Below are 11709 nucleotides of genomic sequence, written 5' to 3' on the forward strand. Positions count from 1 at the left end.
GCTCGTTAATAAGTTGTCTAATACCTGATACATTGCGGACATATGTTCACTTCACCCAACTTAGGATTATTGGTAAACGATGTATCCGTCAGCGTGTGCAGGAAAGCTTTTAAAGCGGACCTATCGGTGTTGGACAAAGGAAGGCCAGTCCTGCCTGAAGATTGTAACAGCAACGGATCAATATTATCTGTCAACTGTACGCCGGCGGCATAATGTTCCAGTACCTGGTCTATGTCTTTAAACCGTCCGTCGTGCATATAAGGCGCTGTTAAGAAAATATTCCGCAGGGAAGGTACTTTGAAGCGGTACTTGTCGGCGGGCTGACTGGTAACACCCATACGCCCGAAATCCTGGCTGTAAGGATACAGGCCATTATTGCGGAAACTGAAGTCGGTGAAAAAGGGTTCGCTGTGGCAGGGGGCGCATTTGTTTTTAAATAAAGTATAGCCTGTCGATTCTTCCGGCGTAAAGGCAATACCTTCTTTACGGATCACCTGGTCGTATTTACTGTTGGCGCTTACCATGGTGCTCATGAACATACTCAGCGCCTGCATTACCCGGGCTGTCGTGATCTCACGGTTGCCAAAGGCGGCATAAAAATAAGTAGGGTAGTAAGCATCCTGCTTGATCTTGTTCACTACTGCTTCTACCGATTCACCCATTTCCACATGACTGCTGATGGGTACCAATGGTTGCAGGTCGAGGTCATTCACGCCGCCATCCCACATAAACGAAGTGGCCCAGGCCAGGTTTTGCAGGGCCGGCGCATTGCGTGTGCCCAGTGAATCAAATATCCCATGGCTCAGCCGGTGACCGTGATGGGAAAAGGCCGAAGCCTGTATATGGCAGGTGCCGCAGCTCACGGTACCGTTCTTCGACAGGGTGCCATCATAAAACAACCGCCTGCCCAGGGCAACCTTGGTCTTATTATATTGGTTTTTGGAAAGATCATATACTGGCCGCGGGAAATGGGCAGGTTGCGGAAAGCTGTCTGCATAACTGCCGGCAAAGGATGAAGGGGAATGTCGCAGGAAGCCGCTCAGCAACCAGATCAGCATCAACACTGCACATCCATATATGACCCGCATTTTTTTCATGCTACTTGTTTTGGTATTCCACGTTCCTGTACGCAAAGCCCCGCGCATAATTATCGGCAACCCGGGAGCTGGCGGGCGTAAGCATAATATGGTGCTGTGTCTTCAGGTCAATTGTCCATACGGCATTGAGTACCTGCAATACATCAAACTGCAGGTGTACAATGGCTTTTTTAGCTGCACTTACCTGCAACGGTTCTTTTGCCGGCAACCGGACTGTCACACGCCGGATATTATTAATGGTAGGGGAATTATAACCGCCGTAGCCGCCAATATGGAATTCAAACTGCCGGAAACCGGTAGCATCTGCCGGGATCGCAGGTGAAGCGCCCTCCAGTTTAAAAAAGATATAACCGCTGTTCCAGGTCCAGTACATGCTTTCACCGGCAGCCATATCCCTGCCGGGGTCCAGTACGCCTTTTCTTTCCCCGATGCCCAGCGTAGAAGTTACACTGTCTACACCCACCAGGAAGGAAATGGCGGAATAAGTGCCTTCCGGAACGGGGAGGGCAATTGTCTTCGTAGAATCAGCCTGCTCTTTCACCAGGAAAAAACTTTCCTTCTTTGGTATTACATATCGCTCTCCGTTGGCCCTGATCAGCTCGATATTGCTGATATAATACTGTAACAGGGAAATCGTGAGGGAATCGCCGGCCGGCATGCGGTATCCTATTGAGTCAAGCACCAGTGGCTGCTTACCCACCCGGTGATCCAGGCGAAGCAGCACCTGTGCTGTGGAGGCGGCGCCTGCCAGCAGGCCAGTCAATAATAAGGGCAGGAATTTCCTGGTTGTCAGGCGCATCAGCTCGATGGATTGAGCCGTAAAAATAAGCCATTTTGAGAGGCAGGCAAGCGGAACAATACAGGCGCGACCAATGCATGAACAATGATTTTATAAACTGTTGGGAACTGACTAGCAATCCCCCTTCCCGGCCTTCCCGCAGCAGCGGGAGCGGGGGAGGAGTTTACTACATATGGTCAAATCCGTTCATATTGTGGAGTGGTGTACTCAGGTTTTAATACCAGATCAATGGCCTGGTGAGGGCATTGTTTTTAAACGTTAATAAGGTATGAACACTCAAAATAAAAGGGATGCAGGCAGCCGGAACGGAGATCAGTTAATGATACCCGCTGCTGTTCCTGTAGCCAGACCCCATCAAGAAAAGGATCAGCCTGAAGTAACCGTGTACAGGAGTATACCGGCAGGAGCAGCGAAACCTGCACCTGCTGCATTGCCCTTGTTTATGGATGCGCCGTTGTATAAGGCGCGGGATTATGATCCATTGTAAACAATTAAATCTTTTATTTATGTTACGCTGGACAATCATCTTTTTAGTAGTAGCCATTATCGCGGCGCTTTTCGGATTTGGCGGTATTGCAGCCGGTGCGGCAGGCATAGCCAAGATCCTGTTCTTTATTTTTATCGTACTATTCCTGTTATCGCTGATATTTGGCAGAACAAGAACACCTTAAGAGGATAACAAAACAAGCTGTTTTTATAGTATTTGGTGCTTAAAAAGAGCGCAGGCATGCTACTTCTACATAGTACCTTTGTGTAGTGGGGATCTATTGTAAACAATAAAATCCTTGGTTATGTTTCGCTGGTCAATTGTTTTCATAACAATAGCGGTCATCGCCGGGCTCTTTGCGTTTGCCGGTATCGCAGCCAGTGTTGAAGGTGTTGCGAGGGTCGTGTTCTTTATTTTTATGATCTTGTTTGTTGGATCACTGATAGCGAACAGCATAAGGGCCGATAAGCAATAATCGCAAAGTGGAGACATGGTGATAAGGTATAGCGTGGCTAATGGAAGGATTACTTCCGTGCAGGGTAGGACTGTATCGTATAAATAAGAAAAATCATATAACCTGACAAGCTGTTTTTATAGTATTTTGGCGCTCAAAAAAACGCATGCAGGCGACTTCAACAGCATTGTTCCATAAACGGGTTACCTCAGCAGGTGTTTTAATTGCTACCGGCATTGTGTTTGGCGACATTGGTACTTCACCATTGTACACACTCAATGCCGTTTTTCATGACCGGGTCATAACGGAAGACGTGGCGCTCGGCGCGCTCTCGGCGATCTTCTGGACCCTCTTCTTTCAAACCACGCTGAAATACGTGATCATCACCCTCCAGGCCGATAACAACGGGGAAGGTGGTATCTTTTCCCTCTATGCGCTTATTCGCCGTTTCTGGGGTAAATGGTTGCTGATTCCGGCCATGGCCGGCGGCGCCTTCCTCATGGCCGATGGCATCATTACCCCGCCCATCTCGGTCGCTTCCGCCATTGAAGGCCTGCAGAAGATCAATCCGCATATTAATACCGTTCCCATCATTGTCGTCATTCTCATTGGCCTCTTCTGCTTCCAGCAATTTGGGACGGAGAAGATCGGGAAGATATTTGGCCCTGTTATGCTCGTATGGTTTACGTTCATCGGCGTACTGGGGCTCATGGCCATGCGCCATTCACCGGGCGTGTTCAAAGCCCTCAACCCGTATTATGCCTGGGTGATGCTGCGGGAAGTGCCGGGCGGTTTCTGGTTGCTGGGCAGCATCTTCCTTTGTACCACCGGGGCCGAGGCCCTGTACAGCGATATGGGCCATTGCGGCCGCAACAATATACGCGTAAGCTGGACGTATATCAAGGTTACGCTCATCCTCAGCTACGCGGGGCAAACGGCCTGGCTGCTGCAGCATGTTGGTGAGCCGGTGGGCATTATAAGTCCTTTCTACCATATCGTGCCCGATGCGATCTTCCTGCCTTCCCTGGTGCTGGCCACCCTGGCTACCATCATTGCCAGCCAGGCGCTCATCAGCGGCTGCTTTACCCTCATCAACGAGGCCATACGGCTGGATATATGGCCGCGGCACCGCGTGGTGTTTCCCGGTAACTTTAAAGGGCAGCTCTATATTCCCTTCATCAACTGGTTCCTCATGGCAGGTTGCATCGCTATGGTATTGCACTTCCGCGAGTCTACGGCCATGGAAGCCGCTTTCGGATTAAGCGTTACGCTTACCATGCTCATGAGCACGGTGCTTATCAACTACTATCTGCAGGTAAAGCGGGTACCCTTCCCGGTAGTGATGTTCATTACCGGTTTATTCCTGGCCATTGAAATCTCTTTCTTAATTGCCAATTTCCAGAAGATCAAAGAAGGGGGCTGGATCACGCTCGTCATCGGCGCGGTACTCTTCCTCGTTATGTTTATCTGGCACCGCGGGCGCAACATCAAACGCGCGCTTACCAAACTGGTTCCGATAGAAAATTACATTGAACTGTTGAAGCGGCTGAGCAGCGATGAAAAGATCCCCAAGTACGCTACCAACCTTGTATACCTCACGCCCTCCGGTTCTTCGCGTATGGTGGAGCAAACTGCTATTGATTCCATCCTCTCCAAATCGCCCAAGCGGGCCGATATCTATTGGTTTGTGCATGTGAATGTGCTGGATGAACCTTATGCCTGGCGTTACCGCGTAGAAACCATTGTAAAAAATGACATCTACTTTATTGTTTTCAACTTTGGTTTCCGGGTAGATCCCCGGGTGGATTATTACTTCCGGCAGGTGGTGAGCGAATTGGTAAAGACCGGCGAGGTAGATGTATCAGAGCGGCATGAACAGTATTACCAGGAAAGCGCTATTGGTGATTTCCGCTTCCTGGTGCTGGAGTCCTTCCTGTCCTTTGATAACGACATGCCTTTCCGGAAGAACTTCATTATGAAAAGCTTCTTCAACCTCAAATTGCTCAGTGTAAAAGAGTCGGTCAACTTCGGTCTCGATCCCAGCAATGTCACCGTGGAGAAATACCCGGTCGTGGTAACGCCCGTTGTGCACGAACAGTTGGTGCGGGAGAAGGTTGGTTGAACCCCGTTTATTTCCATTTGGGTGGAATGATGCCGCGCACTTATCTTTACTGTAGACGCTAAACCGGCACGATATGGAACCAAGTAACCTGAGAATTCTAATGGCCGATGATGATGAGGAAGACCTCGAACTGATTGAAGAAGCCATTCTCGACGTACAGCCCGGCGCAGAGGTGGTTAAATTTTTAAATGGACGCACTACCCTCGAATACCTCAATGCAAGTCCCGACAGCGAGCTGCCCTGCCTCATTATTCTTGATTACAACATGCCCGAAATGACGGGCGCCCAGGTGCTGGCCTATATGCAAACACAGGAACGGTACCAGACCATTCCTAAAATTGTACTAAGTACGTCCAATGCCTCCCCGCACATACAGGAATGCCTCCGCAATGGCGCTGTGGAATATTTTGTGAAACCCGACAGTATTAAAGGATTTCACAAGCTCGCCACTAAATTTCTGGCCATTTGTAATCACCGAGGCTGATCAGTCTTGAGGCAGGTAAATGGTGAAGCTGGCGCCTTCACCGGGTATTCCGGTAGCCTGGATAAACCCTTTGTGGTGCTGGACAATTTTTTTACAGATAGCAAGGCCGATACCCGTTCCTTTTGCTTCCACGAGATTATCCAACCGCTGGAACAGTTCAAAGATCTTCTGGCTAAAGCGGGGATCAAATCCAATACCATTATCGGTTACCTGGAGTTTATAATATGCTTTGTGGGGGTCTGCTTCTTCCCCTTTGATGGCATATCCTTTTACCACCTTGCTCTCTATTTTAATCACACCATCCCGGGCGGGGTGCTTATACTTAATGGAATTATTGATTAAGTTAAACAGGAGTTGTTTCACCTGGAAAGGAACCGCCCGTAAGGGCATCAGTTTGCCCGTTTCCAGGCGGATGTTTTTTTGTTCCAGCTCTTCGGCATGAAAAAAAGCTATCTCCTGAATGATTTCATGGAGGTCTACTTCATGATGACCTTCGGCATTCAAAGTTGTTATAGCATACACCAGCAGGTCTTCAAGAATTTGCTGCATTCGCTCTGCTGCTTTAACAGCCCGGTTTAAATATTCCCTTGATTTAGGATCCAGTTGATGGGCGGTGTTTTCTGCTATATAGCCATTATAAGTGCGGATCTTGCGCAGCGGTTCCTTCATATCGTGTGAAGCAGCATACACAAACGCTTCCAGCTCCTTATTTTGAAATTCAAGCTGGGCCAGGTACGCTTTCAACTGGTCTTCGGCCAGCTTTCTTTCCGTCAGATCGCGGGTCACCTTGGAGAACGCGATCACCTTATTTTGGTCATCATGCAAGGCGGTTAATACAATGCTGCCCCAGAAAGCGCTGCCATCCTTTCTTCTTCTCCAGCCTTCGTGGACCGCTTTTCCTTGTTCAGTGGCCTGCCGCAGCAATTGCAGGGGCAGACCTCGCTGCCGGTCGTCCGGGAGGTAAAATTCCTCGAAGCTTTTACCTACAATTTCTTTCTCTTTATATCCTTTGATCTTTTGGGCGCCCTTATTCCAGTTTTGAATAATTCCTTCCTTACTTAATAAAATAATCGCATAATCTTCTACTTCTTCAATCATCTTGTGGTAGCGCTCTTCACTTTTTTCCAGTTCCTCCATTTTGGTTACTACCTGTTTCTCCAGGGAAACTGCCAATGACCGGTATTGAGCTTCGCTTTCCCGCAAGGCCAGTTCTGTACGCTTCAGGTCCGTAATGTCCACCAGCATATTAATAGCTCCGGTCATCCTGCCTGTGGCATCAAAAATGGGTTGGGGATGGGGGGCTACATGGCGGGCTGAACCATCCGGCCGTACAACAATAATTTCTTCACCATTTACCGGCCGCTGTTCCTTCAGGCATACCGCCATCGGGCAGGTATCCAGTGGAAGCTCGTTGCCGTCTGTCTGCAGGATCTTAAAGGAACCGCACCACACCTCCTGGCCGATTACGGGCTCCCGGCCCCACAGAACGGCCGCCGCCCGGTTGTACTGCATGATGATGCCTTCGGTATCAGTGGTATATACGGCTACCGGCAGCAGGTCCAATAACTGGTCACCCGGGGAATGGCCCTCCCTTACACTGCTTGCCAACGTTGACGCTAAACCATTCAGGAATCCCCCTTGCTGCATCATGCCTCATTTATTGGTTATTATTAAAGGTAGGCAATTCAGCCTGGCTACGCATTAAAAAGGAATTAAGAGGTTGATAAGTAATCCAATACCAATTTTATACCAGATGGAGTACCTTAGTCTTCCATGACCACCCAACTGGAACAGTATTACCTCAGCAAGCCGGAGCCTTACCAGGGCTGTCTCCTGGCCCTGCGGCATATTATTGTAAATGCCCATCCTGGTATTGTGCATGAACGTAAATTCCAGATCCCGTTCTTCACCTATAAAGGCAAAAAGCTGGGTTATCTCTGGCTGAACCGTAAAAAGCTGATGCTGGGATTTTGTCTCGATAAAAGTTTGCAGGAAGTGGTGCCGGGCGTAAAGCCTAAAGACCGGTATGAGTCATTCCAGGTAGATCCCAATGAAGACCTGCCGGTAGAACTGATCCTGCAAAAGCTGCACTACTACCTGAAGCGGATTGATGAAGGGGAAGAACGTCCGGCAAGCGTATAACTTTACCTTACTTTCCGGCTCTGGCCCTACATTGGCGCAAGTATGCAGCCCGGCCTTGGGCGGTTGGGTACTTGTGCCTCTCTAGTTGAGCATACAAAAAAAAGCCCCGCATGGAAATGCAGGGCGAACACTAATCAAATTCGTTAACCATTAAACCTTATCCTTTTTATTATAACAAGTAAATGCGCTTTGTGTACTAAAAGCAACAGGTACTTTTTTTTCAGGATACTGACTATTTGATGTACATCAATCCTAAACAACACTAAGTGGTCATTAAATCGATGGCTATACATCAATAAAATGCTCTGCGAAGGCTTGCAGTCTCGCAGTTCTATTATATGGCTTGCAGCCATATCCTGCTGCCGTTTGTTTCATAGGTCGCATAGTTTATACTACACTGTTTAATGGTTAGTGCCTAATCAACTGCTCCAAAAAAATGCCCCGCATGGAAATGCGGGGCGCGCTAGTTGAATTGCGTTAACCATTAACCTTATCCTTTATAGTTATAACAAGTAAGCCTGCCTGCTGTACTAAAGGCAACAGGCATTTTTTTCGACAAGTCAATTATTTGATATGCATCAACCTGTAGCGGAACTAAGTAGTTGTCCCAATGGCGGCCCAACAGGTCTTCCTGTCTGTATGACTTTCTCTTTGGCACAGAGATCCGGTTATAGAGGGTAGGGGCTGGATATACTCCTTCTCTGAAACGCCCGTGGCTGTAAGCGGCTTTCTGCGCATAGGCCTCAGCGACTTTAAAAGAAACAGGGGCACAAAGCCCCTGTAATCAATTCCGGTAAATCTGGTTAAGTTACAACTTGCACTAAAGTGTGGCAAGGGAAAACGACCTACTATGGCGATGGAGTGGGTGTCTCAACAGGATCATTAGGCGGAATGGGGGAGTCGGTCATTGATGGTAAGGATGCTTCCTTTTTCCGGCGGTTAATTTCTGCAACAAGCGCGTCTGTACTTGCTTTGTATTGCAGGATTTCGTCCTGAGTGCCACTAATAAAAGCCCTGGTAAATCGTTGCGTTTCTTCTGCCAGCAAGTCAACTAAAGTTGGCAAGTCTAATTGCTGATAGTTTCGATCCATAATCAAAAGAGGCCGCAAATACTACACCAACTGTTTATTCCTAAGGGTTTACACTCACTGTTGGATGGATGGCCTTTATACTATTCCTGGGTGATGTAGAATTTTGTCTACAAAACTGGCTATGTTCCCGCTGCTTGTTGCGATGGCCGGATATCTTTTTTGCTACAAATTAGATCTTTCCTTAATTTCCTTTGTTGTTAATTGGTCCCATAATTGCCTTATTAAAGCGTAAACCGCCGTGCCTTCAATAACCTAATAATTACTCCTATGCAAAATCTCCCACGCCTCCTGCTTATTGATGATAATGAAGATGATCTATACATTTTACGACTGGCCTTCGAAACCATTCGTGAACCTGTTCAATGTATGGTGGAGACGGATAGTGAGATGGCCTTGAGCCGGTTACTGGAACAGAGCATCGTTCCCCTTCCTGATTGTATATTCTTAGACTTAAACATGCCCAAGGTTGGCGGCATGGAGCTGCTGGCTGCTATTAGATCCATTTCTCTCTATGACGATATCCCGGTGATCATACACAGTACTTCCACGGCCCAGAAAGATATAGAGCAGGCAAAAGCATCAGGAGCCAACTGGTATTTACCGAAAGCCTCCAACTTTGCCCTGCTGTGCAAAAGCCTGCAGGAGCTTTTCCCCGCTGTTAAAAAAAGGGTTACTCCCGTATTATAATGTTATCGTAGAGCGTAACACAAAACCCTCCGGGGAACCGGAGGGTTTGCACATAAATGAAACACTATATGTTGCTCTTTGCACAAGAAGAAAAAAAAGTTCTACGGTCTGCGGTGATGTAAATTTGTCCCGAAATCCTGCCCGCAACAAATATTCCGGCGCCTGTTTGCTATTTACGCATAGTTTATCCTACACCGAATAATGGTTAGTACCTACTGCAGCCAGTTGGTACAGGCCGACTCCCTTTCCTGCAGGGCACAACAGTTGTATCAATAGGGGTAAAACACTGATCGTATGGCGGTACGTTATACCTCCCGCAACCTGCACGTGCGGGCCAGGCAGGCAGAACAGGCCGGTGAACCGGAAGAAGCCGCTAAGCTGTACATGCAGGCTCTCAAAAACGACCCGATGGATGACCTGGCGTATAACCGGCTGATGGTCTATTATCGCCGGAAGAAGGACTATAAAACAGAACTCAGGATCATTCAGTCCGCCATCGCCTCCCATATCCGCCATGCGCAGGAAAGTGGACAACAATGGCTAAAGAAAAACAAAAAAACAGCCCGCATGGCCAAAGCCCTGGTGAAAAGTCTGGGCCTTGTAGACAGAAAAGGAACGCCCAAACTGGAAACCCGCCAGCTTGCCACCTGGCGGAAACGGCTGGCCGTCGTACGTAAACGGCTGCAGCAATAACGCCTAAAAAAGTAATTTCTATACCAAATGGTCATTCCTGTTCTATTTCAGGTCAGGTAAATAATACAAATTGTGCCAAATGATCAGGTATGAAATGGATTACACGGGAGCGGCCCAAAATTGACCGCATTGCCTGCCCCTGGCTGATTCAGAACTTTGTGGATAAAGAGGCCGAGTTTATTTATGTTCCCAAAGAACAGGTGTTTGAAAAAGCAACGGAACAGCATGCGATTCCTTACGATCTGCCGGGTGCGGAATATACGCATTATGGAAACCAATGCACGTTCGATTACATCATTAAAAAACATGCCCTCACCGATCCGGCCCTCTTGCAAATGGCACAAATTATAAGAGGCGCTGATACAGATAGCTTTCACCTGGCGCCCCAGGCGGCGGGCTTATGGGCCATCTCAGCAGGGCTATCGTATAACTATAAAAATGACCAGGAAATGTTAGCCATAGGCATGAAGCTATACGATGCCTTATACAGTTGGGCTAAATACGTACAATCTGAAAGACACACCTGGAACCCACAAGGGTAAACCATAAACTTTATGCGGCTGCTGATTAAAACCTGTAAGGCCAGGCAGAATTTCTTCAAATTTGGAGCTTAGATTGCAGCAAAAGGAAAGCAGGGAACTAAGGGAACTACTGGTGGGATTGAAAACGAATACAACAAACATAGATATTATGAAACGGTTTTTGGGCTTAATGATCATCACAGGAACATTCATGACAGCCTGTGATCAGTCAGGAAATGAGAATAAGATCGCTGCCGGCAGTGAACCCAGGAAAGATACCATTGCCTGCCCGCCGGGCAGCAGCAAACTCGACATTGCCACCATTGAACAGGTTACCGGCATGAAGGGAGTGTCAAAAAATGGGGAGTATAAGATCACTGTGCCGCAGCATGACCTCAACGTGGTAGTAGATGGTTTTAAGATCATACCACCTATGGGCCTGGGCAGTTGGGCCGCCTTTACACCCTGCGCCGATAGTGCCATGGTCATGGGCGATATCATTCTTACCGAAACCGATCTGGCCCCGGTGCAGCAGGAGGTCATCAAACAGGGTTTTGCCATTACCGCTATTCACAACCACTTTGTCCGCAACCATCCCAATGTCATGTACATGCACATTGACGGGAGAGGTAAAGCGGCTCAACTATCCGCGCGTGTAAAAGCGATCTTTGACAGGGTCACAGCCTCCAGGGGCAAAGATCCCAAAGCCAGCAAACCCGACAGTGTGATCAATACCATCAGCACCTCCATGCTCGATTCTATCATTGGCTACAAAGGCGAAGCTGCTAAAGGTGTATACAAATACACCATCGGCAGGCCGGATGTGGCTTTACTGGAACACGGAATCCCCGTCAGCAGCTTCATGGGCTTCAATACCTGGGCCGCCTGGCAGGGAACACCGGAAAAAGCAGCGGTGGCCGGCGATTTTGCCATGCTCGAAAATGAAGTAGAGCCGGTGATAAAGACCCTGGTCGAAAACGGCATCGAAGTAGTGGCAGTGCATAACCACATGGTACACGAGCATCCCCATATTTTCTTCCTGCACTACTGGGGAGTAGGTCCTGCTGAAAAACTGGCCAAAGCGTTTAAAGCAGCCCTGGATAAAACCGGGAAAGAGAACAAATAGTGGATG

14 protein-coding genes are annotated in these 11709 nt (G+C 48.2%); 10 read left to right on the forward strand and 4 right to left on the reverse strand.

Going from position 1 to position 11709, the window contains the following annotated elements; genetic code table 11:
* Window positions 1-17: 17 nt before the first annotated feature.
* Both HB364_RS14590 and HB364_RS14595 read right to left on the reverse strand, forming a co-directional pair.
* Window positions 18-1097: a cytochrome-c peroxidase gene (locus HB364_RS14590; protein ID WP_167288847.1), complete on the reverse strand. Its 1080-nt coding sequence runs from the start codon at window positions 1095-1097 to the stop codon at window positions 18-20.
* A 1-nt stretch (window position 1098) separates the two neighbouring features.
* Window positions 1099-1896 carry an MbnP family protein gene (locus HB364_RS14595; RefSeq protein WP_167288849.1) on the reverse strand — a complete coding sequence of 266 codons (798 nt, stop codon included), beginning with the start codon at window positions 1894-1896 and terminating at the stop codon, window positions 1099-1101.
* Window positions 1897-2164: 268 nt separating this feature from the next.
* On the opposite strand from HB364_RS14595, the gene HB364_RS14600 reads away from it, so the two are divergent.
* The 5 genes from HB364_RS14600 (at window position 2165) to HB364_RS14620 (ending at window position 5443) form a co-directional block, all read left to right on the forward strand.
* Window positions 2165-2383, forward strand: a complete 219-nt coding sequence (locus HB364_RS14600; RefSeq protein WP_167288850.1) for a hypothetical protein — start codon at window positions 2165-2167, stop codon at window positions 2381-2383.
* Window positions 2384-2402: 19 nt separating this feature from the next.
* The gene (locus HB364_RS14605) at window positions 2403-2567 is read left to right on the forward strand and encodes a DUF1328 domain-containing protein (RefSeq protein ID WP_167288852.1); all 165 of its coding nucleotides are present in this window, start codon (window positions 2403-2405) and stop codon (window positions 2565-2567) included.
* 120 nt (window positions 2568-2687) lie between these two features.
* Window positions 2688-2858, forward strand: a complete 171-nt coding sequence (locus HB364_RS14610) for a DUF1328 domain-containing protein (protein ID WP_167288854.1) — start codon at window positions 2688-2690, stop codon at window positions 2856-2858.
* Window positions 2859-3003: 145 nt separating this feature from the next.
* Complete coding sequence (locus tag HB364_RS14615) at window positions 3004-4959, forward strand: KUP/HAK/KT family potassium transporter (RefSeq protein ID WP_167288856.1); 1956 nt, start codon at window positions 3004-3006, stop codon at window positions 4957-4959.
* Between the two features lie 73 nt (window positions 4960-5032).
* Window positions 5033-5443 carry a response regulator gene (locus HB364_RS14620; protein WP_167288858.1) on the forward strand — a complete coding sequence of 137 codons (411 nt, stop codon included), beginning with the start codon at window positions 5033-5035 and terminating at the stop codon, window positions 5441-5443.
* Here the strand turns inward: HB364_RS14620 and HB364_RS14625 are convergent, their stop codons facing one another.
* A complete protein-coding gene (locus HB364_RS14625; protein WP_167288860.1) occupies window positions 5444-7093 on the reverse strand; it encodes a PAS domain-containing sensor histidine kinase in 1650 nt (549 codons plus the stop codon).
* 123 nt (window positions 7094-7216) lie between these two features.
* On the opposite strand from HB364_RS14625, the gene HB364_RS14630 reads away from it, so the two are divergent.
* Window positions 7217-7585, forward strand: a complete 369-nt coding sequence (locus tag HB364_RS14630) for a DUF1801 domain-containing protein (RefSeq protein ID WP_167288862.1) — start codon at window positions 7217-7219, stop codon at window positions 7583-7585.
* 848 nt (window positions 7586-8433) lie between these two features.
* Here the strand turns inward: HB364_RS14630 and HB364_RS14635 are convergent.
* Complete coding sequence (locus HB364_RS14635; protein WP_167288864.1) at window positions 8434-8676, reverse strand: hypothetical protein; 243 nt, start codon at window positions 8674-8676, stop codon at window positions 8434-8436.
* A 267-nt stretch (window positions 8677-8943) separates the two neighbouring features.
* Between HB364_RS14635 and HB364_RS14640 the strand changes: the two genes are divergently transcribed.
* The 4 genes from HB364_RS14640 (at window position 8944) to HB364_RS14655 (ending at window position 11703) form a co-directional block, all read left to right on the forward strand.
* Window positions 8944-9363 carry a response regulator gene (locus tag HB364_RS14640; RefSeq protein WP_167288866.1) on the forward strand — a complete coding sequence of 140 codons (420 nt, stop codon included), beginning with the start codon at window positions 8944-8946 and terminating at the stop codon, window positions 9361-9363.
* 294 nt (window positions 9364-9657) lie between these two features.
* Window positions 9658-10056, forward strand: coding sequence for a tetratricopeptide repeat protein (locus HB364_RS14645; RefSeq protein ID WP_167288868.1), 399 nt, complete (start codon window positions 9658-9660; stop codon window positions 10054-10056).
* Between the two features lie 89 nt (window positions 10057-10145).
* Window positions 10146-10598 carry a chromate resistance protein ChrB domain-containing protein gene (locus tag HB364_RS14650; RefSeq protein WP_167288870.1) on the forward strand — a complete coding sequence of 151 codons (453 nt, stop codon included), beginning with the start codon at window positions 10146-10148 and terminating at the stop codon, window positions 10596-10598.
* Between the two features lie 148 nt (window positions 10599-10746).
* Window positions 10747-11703: a DUF1259 domain-containing protein gene (locus tag HB364_RS14655; protein ID WP_167288871.1), complete on the forward strand. Its 957-nt coding sequence runs from the start codon at window positions 10747-10749 to the stop codon at window positions 11701-11703.
* Window positions 11704-11709 lie beyond the last annotated feature (6 nt).

It is taken from the genome of Paraflavitalea devenefica (assembly GCF_011759375.1).
GTDB classification, from domain to species: domain Bacteria; phylum Bacteroidota; class Bacteroidia; order Chitinophagales; family Chitinophagaceae; genus Paraflavitalea; species Paraflavitalea devenefica.